Origin of the sequence: Chryseobacterium sp. 1B4 (assembly GCF_036631475.1) — a bacterium.
Classification (GTDB): Bacteria; Bacteroidota; Bacteroidia; order Flavobacteriales; family Weeksellaceae; genus Chryseobacterium.
The window spans coordinates 411,759-426,672 of sequence record NZ_JAPNUF010000011.1; the positions used below are offsets into that span (position 1 = coordinate 411,759).

A 14,914-nucleotide genomic window follows, 5' to 3' on the forward strand; every position below is an offset into this window, starting at 1 on the left:
AATTGTGTTTTTTATTTAATACTATCAATTAATAATCTCTGCAGTTATTCTTCATCGAAAGAACCCATCACATCTTCAGCAAGGCTTGCAAAATCAGCTTCGTTGGTAGCAATCACCTTTTCGTAGGCATCCTTATCCCAAATCTCAAAGAGTTCTCCTGCACTGGTAATCACAATATCTTTCTGAAGATTTGCGAAAACCGTAAGGTCTTTGGAAATCTGTAGTCTTCCTGCATTATCCAGTTCCACTGTTTTTACTCCTGCCGTAAACATTCGTATGAAATCAGCATTCTTTTTTATGAACCTGTTCAGTTTATTAATTTTGCCCATCAGCTTGTCCCATGCATTCATAGGATAAACTTCCAGACAAGGTTGGAACACAGATCTTTTGACTACAAACGCCTTATCGTCGAAGTTTTCCATCTGTTTGATTAAAGATGAAGGAACTTTTAAGCGGCCTTTGTCGTCAATTTTACACTCATATGTCCCAATGAAATTTTTCATTTGGGACAAATTTATATAATAATTTCCAAAATTTCCCACTTTTTCCCACTTTTTGACTCAATGTTAATAAGTTTTATTAAAGATTGAATTTCAATAATGTAAAATACTGATATGAAGAGACTTGTTGAAAGTGTTATTTAGACCATAATAAAGCGGTTTTGAAAAAAAGTTAAAAAGGAGAATATTATATTATTTTTATCTTAAATTAGGATAATCAAAATTTTTTTGAGGTTTAATTTGTATTTTTGCAGGGCTTTATTAAGGCGTTTTATGATATTTAGTACAAAAAAAGAAAAGAAATATTCCTATATAGAAGCAGGAGAAGGACATCCATTAGTGCTGTTGCACGGGTTAATGGGTGGTTTGAGTAATTTCGATAAAATGGTAGATTTTTTTCGGAAAAAGGGTTTAAGGTGTATGTGCCTCAGTTACCCATCTATGATCTGCCGGTACTCAATACGAATCTTACCACTATCGCAAAATATATTATCAAGTTTATAGAAAGTCATATTTCAGGACCTGTAACCATTGTTGGGAACTCAATGGGAGGCCATGTAGGACTTATTCTTACCCTGGCAAGACCTGATCTGGTAAAAAACCTGGTTCTTACAGGAAGCTCCGGATTGTATGAAAGAACTTTCGGAGACAGCTTTCCAAGGAAAATGACCGTTCTTATATAAGAAAGAAAACGGAAGAAGTATTCTATGATCCAAAGATTGCAACAGAGGACCTTGTAGATGAAGTTTTTGGAGTGGTCAATGACAGAATGAAGGGAATAAAAACAGTAATGCTGGCAAGAAGTGCCATCAAACATAACATGCTGAATGACCTTCCGAAAATTATGACACCAACCTGTCTGATCTGGGGTAAACAGGATAATGTAACTCCGCCGGAAGTAGCAGAAGATATGCACAAGTTTATTCCTAATTCAGATTTGTTCTGGATAGATAAATGCGGTCATGCTGCCATGATGGAAAAGCCGGATGAGTTCAATGAAATCCTGTACAACTGGATAAAAGATAAAGTTTAAAAACATATAAATGACCATTAAGAGCTTTTCTTAATGGTTTATTTTTCTAAAATATATTCAAGAAATGATTATCAAGACAGCAGAGTTTGTAAAGAGTAGCGGAAAATGGCAGGAATGCCCTGAACCCAATATTCCCGAGTATGCTTTTATCGGAAGGTCAAATGTAGGAAAGTCATCACTGATCAATGCGATGATGAATCATAAAGATCTTGCCAAAACATCACAGACACCGGGAAAAACCCAGCTGATCAATCATTTTTTAGTGAATGAAAGCTGGTTTCTTACCGATTTACCCGGATATGGATATGCAAAGGTTTCAAAAGTACAGCGAAAGGATTTTGAAAAACTGATCACTAATTATATTCTGAACAGAAGAAACCTGGTGAATCTTTTTGTTCTGGTAGATGTAAGACATACCCCGCAGAAAATTGATCTGGAATTTATCCAGTGGTGTGGCGAAAGCGGAATACCATTCTCAATTGTGTTTACAAAAGCTGACAAGCTGAAACCGAATGCAGTGATCAAAAATGTTGAGGACTATAAGACTGAGCTTCATAAAACATGGGAAGATCTTCCTGAGTTGTATATTACCTCAGCAGAAAAGAAAGAAGGTGGCGATAAGATTCTTGATTTTATTCAAAAGACCAATGAGTTTTTAACCCATAATAATATAAGCTTCGATGAGTAATAGTAATATTGTCTGGAAGATCAAAACATTTGATGAGTTTACTGTTCCGGAGCTGTATGCGGTACTGAAAGCACGTATTGATGTTTTCGTTATTGAACAGAACTGCCCTTATCCTGATCTGGATAATTATGACCAGAAAGCAGTCCATATCTGGGCAGAAGAAGACGGGCAGGTTTTAGCCTACTGCCGTATTTTTGACAAAGGAATAAAGTATGATGAAACTTCTATTGGCAGAGTTCTTACCACTGAACTGGCAAGGGGAAAAAGTCTTGGAAAACAGTTGATTCAGTATGCGGTAGAAACCATAGAAAACCGTTTCCATACTTCTGAAATCAAAATTTCAGCACAGGATTATCTGTTAAAATTTTACAGCGGATTCGGATTTGTAGATACAGGAAATAAATATCTGGAAGATGATATTCCGCATACGGAAATGGTAAGAAAATAAAGAAAAAGCGAGGAAATGTATTCTTCGCTTTTTTTAATAGTTAAATATGTTGAGTGTGTTTTTATTTCCCTGAAATCGCTTTTAAGATAATGGGCTCCAGGTTGGAAGGCAGATCTGCAGATTTAATCTGATAATTTTTAATTTTCATTTCTTTGAACCATTTTTCCCAGTATTCTTTAATAACAGCTTCTTCGAAAGGGTTTCCTTTTTCCGGGTTAATTCCTAAAACGATAACCTCAAGGTTACTCAGATTTTCATTTGCTTTTACAAAACCATAGCCATTTTTTTCAATGGTATCTTTAAAACCGGATGTTGTCAGGTTATTGGCTTTTATAAGTTTGGTTGTTAAATAGGAGGTTCTGTATGAATTTTCATTTTTTTCTTCAAACTTCGTGTTTTGATGATACATATACCCGTCGGTTAAAATGAAAAGGATGTTTCTGCGATCATCTTTTATACAGTAATCTTTGACTTTGTTTTTAAAGAATTCCCAGATGTCGGACCCGACATATTTTCCATCTTTAATTGCTGAATTATAAATTTTTAAAGGTAACTCAGAATATTTTTTATCAACAGAATCAAAATAATTTCTTGGAGTATCTTTATTGAAAGAAACTTTTAATTCTTTGGTAAGCTCATTCATTTTAGGGTCTGAAGGTTCCGGATTGAAGAAAACCTGCATCTGATCGTCATAGGTGATGATTCTTTTTGATTTAATATGGTTTAAAAATCCTTTTTCAATGGCTTTGATATATTCTGTGTCCCGTTGATAATATTCCATTGTAGGATTTGGGTTTGTATTAGGATCAATTCTGTCGGATAAATCAATCAAAATGCTGACATTGATATTGTTTGGGTCAGCCACCGCAGAATCTATCTTTCCAGTGTTTGTTCCATCGTCTTTGTTTTTACAGCAAGAAGCCAAAGAAATGAATAATAATAAATAAAGTATCTTTTTCATAATCTGCGCGTTATAAAGATGATAAATACACTAAATTTTGGTTGTCGGAATTAGCGCCTACAGCTTCCAGGCTGGTATTGTAGGTGGCAATGCAGTCGTCAATCATTGTTTGTTTTTCCGTTCTCGACACTGCTATTTTTTCACCGATAAAAGTGATCCAGCCCTGCACGTATTCCGAGGCGTAAAGTTTGTAATCTTTGGTCGGAATAATTACGCCGTCAATAATATTCTGAAGCTCTTCAATTCTACCCCGGGTTTTGATAACAGTTTCTTTTATCATTCCGATGTTGGAAAGGATTTCTTCTATTTCTTTTTTAAAATATTGACTTTATCCTGAAAGAATTCAATTCTCTTCAGCCTTATTTCCTGTTCATTTTTAATTTTATCTTTTTCACGGTGTTCTTTCATTACAAAGTCAAAGACCAATCCCCAAATAATGTATACAATGAATCCCGCGAAAATTATTCCCCAAAACTGAATTTTGGTAAAAGCAATTTTAATATTAAAGGGCGGAGATTCAAAAGTTTTGTTTAATTCATACAATTTTGACTCAATTTCGTAGGCTAAAATGCAGTCGAAAATAAATGTCACGATAAATAATAAACCAAGCTTGATATAGTTGGCTCTCGTTTTATTCTCCCAGAACATGTGAATCAAGTAACCCAATCCTAGGAATACAAAGGGAATCAGGGTGACAAATGCTCCTTCAATAACTCCTTCGTTCCATGCTTTACTGAAAGCCTGTGCATCTAAAACACTTTGGATAATCGTACTTTTTGCATCAAAACTTTTAAAAAATGCCGAATAGGAAGTAGAGATATAGAATGTTCCTAAATATAAGGTGATGGGAATCAAAAGAAAAAGTCCGATCCAGAATTTTGCAGAAGCTCCTCTTGTCGCTTTTATATTATATTTTTCCGGGTTTCTGGGAAGATCAAGGATCTCAGCTTTTAATGTTTCAATGGTATGCTGATGATTCTCAATTTCAGTGCTCTTGCTTTGTAATTGTTCTTCTTTGGTCTCCTGTGAAACGAATAAAGCTTTGATTTCAGTTTCCCGGTTTTTCTGTTCGTTTACATAAGATTCTTTAAGATTTTTCTGCTTTTCAACCATTTCTTTTTCTTCATTCTGAAATTTTGAATAAACGGCATCCAAACATATAGATAGGGTCGAGTGATTTCCGTTGGTTCGCGAGCTGTCTCTGTAACCCGATTCGTGGTAGGTCCTTTTTCGGGTTTCTTCGAAAGATTCACCACCCGGAATGACATCACTTTCAGGAAGCTGTTCCTGCTGAGGTTCTATCGGAACGGATTTTAGTTTAAATAAATTTTTTATACTGGTGGTATCCATGATGATTAGTTTTTTAATTCATATAAAATTTCGCTTTTGTTCTTGCCGATTTTTATGGCTTCAATGAGGTAATCTACAATAGCTGTTGTATTTTCTTCCAGAAAACCAAACATCAGAACATACTTTTGCATGGCAGAGTATTCATTCGGAGAAACGACTCCATCAGCCCAGATCATGACAGTGAGATCATATAAATAATCTACTTTTTCTTCGATCGTTTGGGGTACCAATGACTTTAAATTGATCGGATTTAAAAGGATCTCATCTAAATTTTTTGATGAAATCCCTCTTTCTTCTGCACATTTGTAGAGCATTTTTAATTCTAAAGCACTGAAATCGTCATCACAGATTGCCATTTGATAGAGTCTTAGAAAATGGGCTTTGAGGCTTTCTGTTATTTGATTGTTTTCCATGATGGTTATTCTTGTTTTGTTTTTTGGGATTAATAATTCTGTCTCTGGAAACAGTTCTTTGGTGTATAGGAGGCGGGTGCTCTGAGGTTTCTTCGACAGTTTCGTCTTCTTTTTTTGTGAGCTCTTTTCTTTCTATGAAGTTAATGAGTAAGAATAAAGCTCCTGTTATCGTATCTATCGGGATCCAAATGCTTTTCCGGTACAGATACATAGGAAAAACGGGATTGAAAAGAATCAGGATAACCAGAAAAATTATACTAAAATAGTGCTGCCCGGAACTCAACGTATTGTATAAAACCAGCAAGGCTCCAAGAGAAACAAGAATTCTGAGGAAAGTATAATATTCTATGGGAAGTCTGAAAATGCCGATGAAACAACATAACGCACAAAAGGTGAGAAATGGTTTCATAATTTTGATTATTTTACGTCTTTATTGGAAACATATCCTTTTTTACCGGTTGATTTCACTTGTACTTCATACCATGATCCTTCCTTTGAAAGCTTTATCAGTTTGGCTCCCTTAGGTACCGTTGTTATTACTTTTGATGCAGTGGAAGGTCTCTCATAAATATTTATTGCTGCAATGCCTGCAATGTATCTGTTGTTGGTATTAACATTAACCGTTACCTCATCGATAAAAACTTTTGGAGGTTTACCGGAGTGAGGTTTTGAAGATCGATAAGAATCTGAAGGTTTGTGTTTTTTAGACTTGCTTTTAGCAGAGGTTTTCCCGGAAGAACTGCCCCGGCAAACTCCGCAGCTCCCTCCGCTGCTGCAGTGTCCACATCCTGAGCAATTTGAACAGGCCGTGCAGTATGCAGAACCTGTACATCTTCCGCCATGTCCTACATTGTCATTGGCTTTAAAACAGGAGTTTAAGATAAATATGCTGAAGGTAAGTATGATAAATGGGATTAGTTTTTTCATGTTTTGAATATTAATGGTGAATTGATTTTGGACTTCAGATGAAATTCTCATTCATAGAGATTTCTCTTATAGCCTGTATTTTTACATGATCATTGGCATTTCTGTACTGTCGGAGAGAACTTGATAATGCAAGCACAAATATTTCAGCTTCTTTATAACTTACACGGAGTGAGTAGCTTTTGTTTTGGACTGTCAGTTCAAGACTTCCCCCTCTTGCGTTGTGTGAAATCAATTTGCAGAAAGGATTTGGAAACTTTTTCCTCCGGCATTGAAAACAATTCTTGAGTTGGTAAGATATAGTGTTCCGGGATGGGTCTCCCTTACATTTTCTTTTACGGGACGGTACCTTCCGCCGCCAATTCTTGCATTGACTCCTTTCATAACCCTGAAAGAAACACCGGTACTTGAGCGTGAATATCCTGCATGAACAAGTTTGTTTTCAATGAGGGTTGCATGAACATTCAAATAACATTGTTCATCTCTGCTTAAAGCTATGGAAGGATTGTAAACAACCGGAAAAATACCATGATCAAGATTCCATAGTAACTTGGCATGCCGTAAGCTTCTAATTTTTCGGTCAGAAAGAAAGGCTGTAATACTCTGCTGGTCAATTTTCAGATTTCTTGTCGCCTGCTTCAGCTCTGTTTCTTTTATTGGAGAAAGGCGGTTATCTGATATCTTTTCTTCAAGTATTCTGTTGAATAATGAAAAAGCGATTTTATTTTTGATCTCTCCTGCTTTATCTAGCGGAAATTGAAGAAAGTTAGCCATGTTTGTAATTTGCTGTTCTTCTGAATCAGTCAGTACATGGTCTGCGTAACATTTCTGCACCAGGTTTTTAACCGTTTTTTCTGAAATCCTGTTTTTCTCAAAGAATATTTGCTGATCAGATAAGTTGAAATAAACCTTAATCTCATTAAGTTTGGCTATTTTGCTCTGGGTGAGATGAAAATCTGCAATGGCAGTACATAAGGTATTATAGTAAATTTTTCTTCCGAATTTTATTTTTTGCTTATCACTTATTACTTTTTTGTGGTTCAATACATTTTGCTGATAGGTGGGTAAAATAGTATGAAGTTCAGAGTAATTGATAGACTGCAAAACTTTATGGGTTCCTGAAAGATTGATCTTCATTATTTTTCTTACAATATAATCCCCAGTTAATGGAACTATAAATGCCGTCAAAATTAAAAGTATAATTGAAGCGCCAAAACTTTGCTCTATTAATAAACTCAACGAGGCAAAAAAGAATACAGCACCCAGCATCCATCGCACAACTTTCAGAATGATAAAAAAGTTTTCATGATGAGTAATTTTTATGCATAATTTTCCAGTGTCAGATGAAGCTGATCCCTGTAATTATAGATCTCATCAAGGGTATTCAATAAAATCTTTTCTCCTGCTTCTTTTCCGTTGTGGAAGGTTTCCAGATATTTATTTGTAGTATTGAAGTGTAATCTGCAAAGTGGCTTTCTGTTGTTATCATCCAATAAAATCCCGAAATAGGATAAAGTATCCCGATAGGCAATTCTCGAAGAAGGAATTTTCTCTCTCAGAATTGCTTTTACAATCTGAAATCCTTCCAGCTCTTCCTCTGTGGTGATAATCTTAGAATCATTATTTTGATCAATAGACTGTGATGATTTTACATCATCTTCTTTTTTCTCTATCTGTTCATTAATACTCAATGCGGACTTTAACCGGAAACTGATCGATTCATTAATAGAAGTAGTTAATGCTTTTTTAGCATACTCTTTAAAAGAAACCATTCTGTTGGCTGTTAAAGGCTTCTCAAAGAAGCGGTTCACCAGAAGTTTTACCAATTCATCAGATGGATTTTCAATTTCCTTTTCGAATTCCTTTCTGATGGCTTTGATATACTTTAATGCTTCTGCAGAATCAAGTATACTTTCCAGATTATAATCTTTTTTGGTGAAACTTTCCAGAATTTTGATGGAACTGTCTTTTAAATCTTCAATATTGATGGTGAAAAACGGTTTTTCATCCATAATATTGGGCTTTTCCAGATCTGTATAAAAGTTGTACACAATTCCATTGGTCAAAACTCCGAATCTTGTTTTGGAAACATGATAATATCTGTGAAGCTGTGAATTGTGAGCATCGGCGCTTTCTTTCCAATGCTTACATTCAATAATGAAGATGGGCTCATCATTATTTTTGATCACATAATCTACCTTTTCTCCTTTTTTTGTTCCGATATCACAGACATGCTCCGGAACCACTTCCGTAGGGTTGAAAATATCATAGCCCAGGATTTGTATGAAAGGCATTACAAAAGCATTCTTTGTGGCTTCTTCTGTTCCGATCTGGTCTTTAAGGCCTATTACTTTCTGGTGCAGCTGCTCAAGTTTAATTTTAAGTTCCATAGTTTTTAATTTTTTAAAGTTTCATCAACGATTTCTGCTGCCGGAGCATTTGATTTTACAGAAGCTATACCATTCTCCATTCCGGATTTTGAACTGTACATCTGGCTGTTTCCGATAATTTCACCGTTCCTAGCTTTTAACACGAAATAGTCTTTTCCATTTTTTGCAAGTCTTCTGTCGTACCTTGAAAGATCCTGAGAATTGACTTTTACAGATTCAATGCCTTTCTGGCAGGATGCTTTCTGAACATATCCTTCACTGGTTAAAATAATTTCACCGTTTCCGGCTTTCAGATTAAACTGATACTCTTTGTTGATTCTTTGTGTGATTACGAATTTTCCCATGATTAATTTTTTATTTAACTTGTATGACATGCATTTGAGCAGTAATAGCATCCGTTGATGTTGTTTCTTTGAGCTGTAAATAATTTTTTCGCTTCATTTACCGCTTCCTGACAAGTATAAAAACTGCCTAAATAAATTCTATTTTCAGAAGATGGTAAGAATCTGCATGAGCTTTCATGCACTTCATAATCTCCATTAGACTGCTGTTTCTTATTGAGGTAATATTCCTTTTTCATAAAAATTGATTATTGTTTAACAGTCCAAAAATATGAGCATTAGATTTCAGTCTGTTACGGAAAACCGTAAAACGGGCAAAAAATAAAAAACCTTTCAAAAAATTTGAAAGGCTGTATGTAAGATGAATTGTATACTATATAATCCCGATGTCCTTGCAGAAGGCTACCAACTGCTCATTGCTGTTTATTTCAAGGTCTTCCTTCAGACTGTTTAATCTCTTCTCAACGCTGCTCAGGCTGGAGGGTTTAATATTTCTTTCTTCGAGGTGGGCAGGAATGTTTTTTTGCAAGATTCCCTTAGAAAGGAGAGAGACAAGGGTGATATCAAATGTAGAAAACTCATAGCTGTTGAACTTTTTCATATCCTGTTTCAGATCAAAAGATAAATAGTTTTCGCCGATATATACTGATGCAATGGCCTTTTTCAGTTCTTTTGAATCATTTCTGGCTTTACGGATATATCCGTTGATTTCATAATCTGAAAAAAGATTTTCTATTACACCCGTTTTATGTTCTGCCGAAAATACAATGATTTTTAAATCAGGCTGTATCTCTTTTGCTTTTCTGATGAGTTCTTTTCCGTCTTTAAGGTTTTGCTCATGATGATCTTCTTCATAATACAGATCTGTAATCAACAGGTCATAAGGATATTCTTCCCGTAACGCTTTCTGAATTTTTCCAATAGCATCATCACAGTAATACACATAATCTACTGTGGGAATATTCAGCTCTTCAAGGGTTTTCTGAACAGAAATATTGATGCTTTCATGATCTTCGGCAATTAAAATTTTTTGAACATGGTTATACGGTTTAATTAAAAAAATTGGTTAAGTCCTCAAAAGTATATTCATTTAATTTTTCGTCATTACGGTTTCACGTAAAAGGGACGAAAAAATGATATTTCAGCAGGTCTGATCAGATGAGGCCAATATCTTTGCAGATGACGATCATCTCAATATTATTTTTTGCGCCGAGACTGTCCCTGAGTTCGTTCAGTCTCCTTTCAATAGACCTGATGCCATATGGGATCATTCTGTGTTGTTTCAGAGAAGTGCTTATTTCACTTTGCTTATAGCCTTTGGCTAACAGCTCAAGCAATTTGATATCATACGCATCAAACTCAGAAGAAATATGACGCATTGTATTCAGAATTTCCTGGGGAATTACGGTTTCTCCGTTAAAGATTTTCCGTATTGTACTTTTCAGGTCTTGTCCGTCACGCCTTGCCTTGCTTACAAATCCGTCAATCTGATAGATTTTGTAAAGGTCGTCAATTGTTTTTGCTTTCTTTTCAACAGAAAATACCACTACTTTTAAAGCCGGCTGAACTTTTTTGCTTCAAGAATAAGTTCCTGCCCGGAACGAAGCTTCTGGGGAATATGGTCTTTGTCAAATGACAGATCAGCAATAAGCAGATCATATGGATTTTTCCTTTCCAAAGCTGTTCTGATTCTGCTTAGGGCTTCATCACAATAGGTTACATAATCAAAATCAGGGATATTTAATTCTTTTATTGTATTCAGGATTCCCCGGTTCATGATTTCCTGATCTTCAACGATTAAAACTTTTTTGAACATGGCTGGATGGTTAGGAAACAGGGAATGAAAGATTGACCTTCAGCCCTTTTTCAATTTTCGTGTCAAAAGTAATGGTTCCTTTAATCGCTTCAATGCGGGATGCCGTATTTCGTAAGCCATTTTTATACACAAGGTCTCCCGGAATTCCTATTCCATTGTCTTTGTATTGAATTTCAATAAGATTGTTTATTTTTTCAAATTTAACGCCAACGTGGCTGGCCTGGCTGTGCTTTTTCATATTCACCATCAGCTCACGGACCATTTGGTAAACCTCCTCTTTTACTGTGGGAGAAACGGACTCCCAGATCGCAGGACTGTTTCCTGCGGTAAAGGTTTTTACGGTATCATTATTAAATGAAGCAATAAGCTCTGAGATGACTTTGCTGAACTCTTTTTCTTCTCCAATTTTATCATAGGAAATGTCCCTGGATTTTTCATATACAAATTCCAGTTCGTCAAGCGCTTTATCCCGGTCGAAGTCTTCCTGGTTTTCAATCTTTGTCATCACCTGGTAGATTCCATTGGCAACCACATCATGAACTTTTTTCGACATTTTGAGCTGCGTGTTTTTTACCTCGATTTCTTTTTCTTGTTCAAGCTTTTTCTGTCTTTTTTTATATAAAATAATAATAATGATTAGTAAGGAAATAAGTATTCCCGAAAGAAAGTATTGCGATAATAGTTGAATTTCTTTTTCAGCCTTCTCAGCTTTTACTTTCGTATTTTCATACTTTATAAAAGCAAATTTATTAGTGTAATCATTACGACTAGCCTGTATGCTGTCAGATAGATTTTTATATATTAGGAAGTGATTATTTATATCTGCTGGCTTATCTACATAAATTATTTTTTCAAGAGCTTCAAGTCTATCTTCAGGGCTTTTGTTTATTTGAGCGATATCAAGCATTTTTTTGGCATAATAAAGTGATTTCTCTGGATTTGATTTCTTATTTATATCTGCTAAATGAGCATAGCTTGAATTAGCTCCCCAAAGGTCATTATTTTCTAACTTATGTTTTAGAATATTTTCTATGTTAGTTTGAGCATCTGTATTATTGTTGTCTAGCCATTTTATATATTCAATATTATCTTTAATTCTATTTTTTAAATTTAAATCTGAAAGGCTTGATAAGCTAAGTTTTTGTAAAATGTTCAATGCTTGTTTATATTTCCCTGATTTATATACTGCTACAGATTTATTGTTTAATATACTTAGCCGTTTTTCTTCAGATTCAATTTTAACAGAGAGAGCCTTATCGTACCATTCAATTGCCTGAGGATATTGATTTTGATTTAACTTTAAATTAGCCATAGTGTCATATAATGCATAAAGGCTTTCATCATTTTCCTTCATCATTTTTAGTGCCTCTACCAATGTTGATTCCGCGCCTAAAAAGTCACCTCTGTTTTTTGAGCATTTGCTTGTACAATTAAACTCTTAGAAATATTAGAAAAATCATTTTTTTTACTATAATAACTTATAGCTTCTTGGAGCTTTAAATAGGCCTTAACATCATCTTTTTCAAGAAGTCTAACACCTTCTTCATATAATTTATCACCTTTTAATATGTCATTATTCGTTTCAAGTGTATCCTTGCACGAAGCAACGAGACAAAATGAAAAAAGAAAAAATAATAAATTTCGTATCATTTTACTAAATTAAAAAAAAACCACTCTAAAAGAGTGGTCAAAGTTTTATTTTTTAGGGGGAAGAGTTGTTCCAGTTTCTCCTCCCGTATCGCTTCCCCCACTTTCCCCTGTAGATCCTCCAGGATCCGTAGCCCCACTTTGAGTTTGAGTAGTTTCAGTAGTTGGGTTGTTATCATTTGCAGTTGTTGTATTGGCATTATTGTTTGAGAATGCTAAACCGATTAGCATTAATATGATCTCTATCATTTCCGTAAAATTTTAGAAGTTTTTTGACTGTTTTTCTTCCTCCTGAGAAGTATTTATCTCAGGCTGTACACAATTAAAATTTCGAAGCGCTTCTTAATTTTTTAGGGAAGTGAACCTTCAAAAACGGAGGAGAAACATCTGCTTCCCAATCCGGAGTTTTCCTCCGTTTTATCTGGTGATTTTTGAAATCAGAGTTTTTAGATTTTATTTTTAATGTTTGTAATTGTCCCTGATCTCGATTACAAAATTGCATCAAAATGGAAAGCAGGGGGTAGTAGCTTTTTGGTAAGATTTTGGAAACTTTAAAATGTTGATATTTACGGTTTTCCGCATATTTTTCTTATGAAATCTTTTTATTTTTCCAAATAATTACTAAGATCATGGCAAAAAATTTACAAGAGAAAAAAAAATTACTTCAAGAGGTACATTTTAAAGCAAAAAAGGATAGTTCAGAAAGCTCAATAAGTGGCATTTTTAAATACTTGTCAATAATATTATTAAACGAATTTAGATTTCCTTTGAATTATAAAACTATGCAAGGCTATTATCAGTCTATAGTGGACAACAATAAGGATGTAACTATAAAACCTGTCACGTTAGATGTGTTTAGTAGATACTTAGGTTTTAATGATTTCAAACATTACCGAGAAGAAAGAAAAGTACATTGTGTAAATACTACTGAAGATACTGAAGTGAATGTCACAGTGAATAAAGGCAATTCATTTTCTGACAAAATGTCAAATATCATGATAGTGATAAAAAACCAACCTGTCTTCAACATTCCACAGATGGCAAAAAACGGCATGGGAATAGGAGCTATGGTTTTAATTTTATTTGCAAGTTTTTCTTACGGTGGAAATGGAGGTATAAAATTTGGTAAAGAGAATAAATGTATGTACTGGGATGGGGATGAATATAAGCTAACATCCTGCGATGATAAAAACCCCAAACACCAGTTAATACCCGTTGATACTGTCAAGTTGAAGTATTTTAAGAAAATTACCAGACCAGATACTTTAACGGTAGAAAATGGATTAGGGAGTTCTTGGTACACAAAATATGATAATGTGGTAGAGTTTTTTACAATGGATGGAATAAATCCAGATAATGGCAAAAGTTTAAAAAATGCAACGAGCCATATGATCACAAAATACGCCGGGAAAAATTCAGAACCTTTCCTGATTGAAAAATAAATTTCCTTCACAATAATTTTAAACCCAATTAAAGCAAGTCCTCACCCATTTATGGTAAACAAAAAAGCGAAGAGATTTTCTCTTCGCTTCTGTATTTTATATTAGCTTATAAATGTCAGGATTCCATTTTCTGGAATAATATTAAATATCAGTAGGAGCGGACTTTAGTCCGTTTAAACTGAAATTATACCATCAGATCCGGCTTTAGCCAAAACTTAAAAATGTGAGACTTTATTCTGCATTCAGCATTCCCAGTTCTCCAAAATGTTTTTTAAACTTCTGTATTTTAGGACCTACTACAGCACTGCAATATGGCTGTGTAGGATTTTCATTGTAATATCCCTGATGATATTGTTCTGCCGGCCAGAATTTGTCGAATTTCGTTAATTCCGTTACATAAGTACCAGCCCATCTTCCCGATTCCTGAGATACTTTAATGGCTTCTTCGGCTTTTGCCTTCTCTGCATCATCTTTATAGTAAATCACAGAACGGTACTGGGTTCCGATGTCATTTCCCTGTCTGTTCAGTTGGGTGGGATCATGAAGGAAGAAAAATACATCCATTAATTGTTCGTAGGAAATAACAGCCGGATCATAAGTAATCTGTACCACTTCTGCATGTCCGGTTTCACCTGTACATACCTCCTGATAAGTCGGATTATCCTTATGACCTCCCGAATATCCTGAAATAGCAGATTGTACTCCTTTCAGCATATTGAAACAGCTTTCTACGCACCAGAAACATCCGCCCCCGAAAGTAATCTGTTCTAAATTATTGTTGTCCATTGTTGGTAATTATATTGTTTTATTTCTCTTCCTTTACCCGGAAAAAGCTGATCAAAAATAGGAAAAACTTTTTCATTTGAACACGATTTTACGTCTGAAACGTAAATTACAATGATAGATGTGACAAATAGTTCCCAAACACAAATACCACCAATGTTTTCACAAATAAACACTA

General features: G+C 34.8%; 22 protein-coding genes and 1 pseudogene. 4 read left to right on the forward strand and 19 right to left on the reverse strand.

Annotated elements, in window-relative coordinates; translation table 11 throughout:
• Window positions 1-44: 44 nt before the first annotated feature.
• Window positions 45-503: a division/cell wall cluster transcriptional repressor MraZ gene (gene mraZ, locus OWR28_RS24145; protein WP_041461948.1), complete on the reverse strand. Its 459-nt coding sequence runs from the start codon at window positions 501-503 to the stop codon at window positions 45-47.
• A gap of 270 nt (window positions 504-773) precedes the next feature.
• Between mraZ and OWR28_RS24150 the strand changes: the two are divergent.
• From OWR28_RS24150 to OWR28_RS24160, 3 genes and pseudogenes are all read left to right on the forward strand, one after another.
• Window positions 774-1,533, forward strand: a pseudogene (locus tag OWR28_RS24150) (alpha/beta fold hydrolase).
• 64 nt (window positions 1,534-1,597) lie between these two features.
• Entirely contained in the window at window positions 1,598-2,221 is a 624-nt protein-coding gene (gene yihA / locus OWR28_RS24155) for a ribosome biogenesis GTP-binding protein YihA/YsxC (protein ID WP_332388833.1), read from the forward strand.
• Window positions 2,214-2,669, forward strand: a complete 456-nt coding sequence (locus tag OWR28_RS24160) for a GNAT family N-acetyltransferase (protein WP_332388834.1) — start codon at window positions 2,214-2,216, stop codon at window positions 2,667-2,669. Before yihA ends, OWR28_RS24160 begins: the two co-directional genes overlap by 8 nt.
• A gap of 61 nt (window positions 2,670-2,730) precedes the next feature.
• Here the strand turns inward: OWR28_RS24160 and OWR28_RS24165 are convergent, their stop codons facing one another.
• The 17 genes from OWR28_RS24165 to OWR28_RS24240 form a co-directional block, all read right to left on the reverse strand.
• Complete coding sequence (locus OWR28_RS24165) at window positions 2,731-3,630, reverse strand: hypothetical protein (RefSeq protein WP_332388835.1); 900 nt, start codon at window positions 3,628-3,630, stop codon at window positions 2,731-2,733.
• A 10-nt stretch (window positions 3,631-3,640) separates the two neighbouring features.
• Complete coding sequence (locus tag OWR28_RS24170) at window positions 3,641-3,910, reverse strand: hypothetical protein (RefSeq protein WP_332388836.1); 270 nt, start codon at window positions 3,908-3,910, stop codon at window positions 3,641-3,643.
• A gap of 23 nt (window positions 3,911-3,933) precedes the next feature.
• A complete protein-coding gene (locus OWR28_RS24175; protein WP_332388837.1) occupies window positions 3,934-4,980 on the reverse strand; it encodes a beta-carotene 15,15'-monooxygenase in 1,047 nt (348 codons plus the stop codon).
• Between the two features lie 5 nt (window positions 4,981-4,985).
• Window positions 4,986-5,393 carry a hypothetical protein gene (locus OWR28_RS24180; RefSeq protein WP_332388838.1) on the reverse strand — a complete coding sequence of 136 codons (408 nt, stop codon included), beginning with the start codon at window positions 5,391-5,393 and terminating at the stop codon, window positions 4,986-4,988.
• Window positions 5,323-5,802, reverse strand: coding sequence for a DUF6804 family protein (locus OWR28_RS27375; protein WP_494168524.1), 480 nt, complete (start codon window positions 5,800-5,802; stop codon window positions 5,323-5,325). Before OWR28_RS27375 ends, OWR28_RS24180 begins: the two co-directional genes overlap by 71 nt.
• 8 nt (window positions 5,803-5,810) lie before the next feature.
• Window positions 5,811-6,320: an SH3 domain-containing protein gene (locus OWR28_RS24185; RefSeq protein WP_332388839.1), complete on the reverse strand. Its 510-nt coding sequence runs from the start codon at window positions 6,318-6,320 to the stop codon at window positions 5,811-5,813.
• A 34-nt stretch (window positions 6,321-6,354) separates the two neighbouring features.
• Entirely contained in the window at window positions 6,355-6,552 is a 198-nt protein-coding gene (locus OWR28_RS24190) for a hypothetical protein (protein WP_332388840.1), read from the reverse strand.
• The gene (locus OWR28_RS24195; protein WP_332388841.1) at window positions 6,549-7,454 is read right to left on the reverse strand and encodes a hypothetical protein; all 906 of its coding nucleotides are present in this window, start codon (window positions 7,452-7,454) and stop codon (window positions 6,549-6,551) included. Before OWR28_RS24195 ends, OWR28_RS24190 begins: the two co-directional genes overlap by 4 nt.
• 182 nt (window positions 7,455-7,636) lie before the next feature.
• Window positions 7,637-8,707, reverse strand: coding sequence for a type I restriction endonuclease (locus OWR28_RS24200; RefSeq protein WP_332388842.1), 1,071 nt, complete (start codon window positions 8,705-8,707; stop codon window positions 7,637-7,639).
• 5 nt (window positions 8,708-8,712) lie between these two features.
• Window positions 8,713-9,051, reverse strand: coding sequence for a YegP family protein (locus OWR28_RS24205; protein ID WP_332388843.1), 339 nt, complete (start codon window positions 9,049-9,051; stop codon window positions 8,713-8,715).
• Window positions 9,052-9,065: 14 nt separating this feature from the next.
• Window positions 9,066-9,287 (reverse strand): hypothetical protein, encoded by a 222-nt coding sequence (locus OWR28_RS24210; protein WP_332388844.1) that lies wholly within the window; start codon window positions 9,285-9,287, stop codon window positions 9,066-9,068.
• A 134-nt stretch (window positions 9,288-9,421) separates the two neighbouring features.
• Window positions 9,422-10,111, reverse strand: coding sequence for a response regulator (locus tag OWR28_RS24215; protein ID WP_332389003.1), 690 nt, complete (start codon window positions 10,109-10,111; stop codon window positions 9,422-9,424).
• Between the two features lie 91 nt (window positions 10,112-10,202).
• Window positions 10,203-10,595: a DUF5932 domain-containing protein gene (locus OWR28_RS24220; RefSeq protein WP_332388845.1), complete on the reverse strand. Its 393-nt coding sequence runs from the start codon at window positions 10,593-10,595 to the stop codon at window positions 10,203-10,205.
• Between the two features lie 5 nt (window positions 10,596-10,600).
• Complete coding sequence (locus tag OWR28_RS24225; RefSeq protein ID WP_332388847.1) at window positions 10,601-10,864, reverse strand: hypothetical protein; 264 nt, start codon at window positions 10,862-10,864, stop codon at window positions 10,601-10,603.
• Window positions 10,865-10,874: 10 nt separating this feature from the next.
• Complete coding sequence (locus OWR28_RS24230) at window positions 10,875-12,239, reverse strand: ATP-binding protein (protein ID WP_332388848.1); 1,365 nt, start codon at window positions 12,237-12,239, stop codon at window positions 10,875-10,877.
• 14 nt (window positions 12,240-12,253) lie between these two features.
• The gene (locus OWR28_RS24235) at window positions 12,254-12,514 is read right to left on the reverse strand and encodes a hypothetical protein (RefSeq protein WP_332388849.1); all 261 of its coding nucleotides are present in this window, start codon (window positions 12,512-12,514) and stop codon (window positions 12,254-12,256) included.
• Window positions 12,515-12,559: 45 nt separating this feature from the next.
• A complete protein-coding gene (locus OWR28_RS24240; RefSeq protein WP_332388850.1) occupies window positions 12,560-12,760 on the reverse strand; it encodes a hypothetical protein in 201 nt (66 codons plus the stop codon).
• Window positions 12,761-13,140: 380 nt separating this feature from the next.
• On the opposite strand from OWR28_RS24240, the gene OWR28_RS24245 reads away from it, so the two are divergent.
• Window positions 13,141-13,953 (forward strand): hypothetical protein, encoded by an 813-nt coding sequence (locus OWR28_RS24245; protein ID WP_332388851.1) that lies wholly within the window; start codon window positions 13,141-13,143, stop codon window positions 13,951-13,953.
• 231 nt (window positions 13,954-14,184) lie between these two features.
• Here the strand turns inward: OWR28_RS24245 and msrA are convergent, their stop codons facing one another.
• On the reverse strand, window positions 14,185-14,739 hold the full coding sequence (gene msrA, locus OWR28_RS24250; RefSeq protein ID WP_002981858.1) for a peptide-methionine (S)-S-oxide reductase MsrA: 555 nt from the start codon (window positions 14,737-14,739) through the stop codon (window positions 14,185-14,187).
• Between the last annotated feature and the right edge of the window lie 175 nt (window positions 14,740-14,914).

Coding starts and splice junctions, on each gene's coding strand:
- OWR28_RS24185 (WP_332388839.1), bottom strand. CDS start 6,320: ATGAAAAAACTAATCCCATTTATCATACTTACCTTCAGCATATTTATC.
- mraZ (WP_041461948.1), bottom strand. CDS start 503: ATGAAAAATTTCATTGGGACATATGAGTGTAAAATTGACGACAAAGGC.
- OWR28_RS24175 (WP_332388837.1), bottom strand. CDS start 4,980: ATGGATACCACCAGTATAAAAAATTTATTTAAACTAAAATCCGTTCCG.
- OWR28_RS24240 (WP_332388850.1), bottom strand. CDS start 12,760: ATGATAGAGATCATATTAATGCTAATCGGTTTAGCATTCTCAAACAAT.
- OWR28_RS27375 (WP_494168524.1), bottom strand. CDS start 5,802: ATGAAACCATTTCTCACCTTTTGTGCGTTATGTTGTTTCATCGGCATT.
- OWR28_RS24180 (WP_332388838.1), bottom strand. CDS start 5,393: ATGGAAAACAATCAAATAACAGAAAGCCTCAAAGCCCATTTTCTAAGA.
- OWR28_RS24205 (WP_332388843.1), bottom strand. CDS start 9,051: ATGGGAAAATTCGTAATCACACAAAGAATCAACAAAGAGTATCAGTTT.
- OWR28_RS24210 (WP_332388844.1), bottom strand. CDS start 9,287: ATGAAAAAGGAATATTACCTCAATAAGAAACAGCAGTCTAATGGAGAT.
- OWR28_RS24225 (WP_332388847.1), bottom strand. CDS start 10,864: ATGTTCAAAAAAGTTTTAATCGTTGAAGATCAGGAAATCATGAACCGG.
- OWR28_RS24195 (WP_332388841.1), bottom strand. CDS start 7,454: ATGAAGATCAATCTTTCAGGAACCCATAAAGTTTTGCAGTCTATCAAT.
- OWR28_RS24245 (WP_332388851.1), top strand. CDS start 13,141: ATGGCAAAAAATTTACAAGAGAAAAAAAAATTACTTCAAGAGGTACAT.
- msrA (WP_002981858.1), bottom strand. CDS start 14,739: ATGGACAACAATAATTTAGAACAGATTACTTTCGGGGGCGGATGTTTC.
- OWR28_RS24200 (WP_332388842.1), bottom strand. CDS start 8,707: ATGGAACTTAAAATTAAACTTGAGCAGCTGCACCAGAAAGTAATAGGC.
- OWR28_RS24160 (WP_332388834.1), top strand. CDS start 2,214: ATGAGTAATAGTAATATTGTCTGGAAGATCAAAACATTTGATGAGTTT.
- OWR28_RS24170 (WP_332388836.1), bottom strand. CDS start 3,910: ATGATAAAAGAAACTGTTATCAAAACCCGGGGTAGAATTGAAGAGCTT.
- yihA (WP_332388833.1), top strand. CDS start 1,598: ATGATTATCAAGACAGCAGAGTTTGTAAAGAGTAGCGGAAAATGGCAG.
- OWR28_RS24165 (WP_332388835.1), bottom strand. CDS start 3,630: ATGAAAAAGATACTTTATTTATTATTATTCATTTCTTTGGCTTCTTGC.
- OWR28_RS24235 (WP_332388849.1), bottom strand. CDS start 12,514: ATGATACGAAATTTATTATTTTTTCTTTTTTCATTTTGTCTCGTTGCT.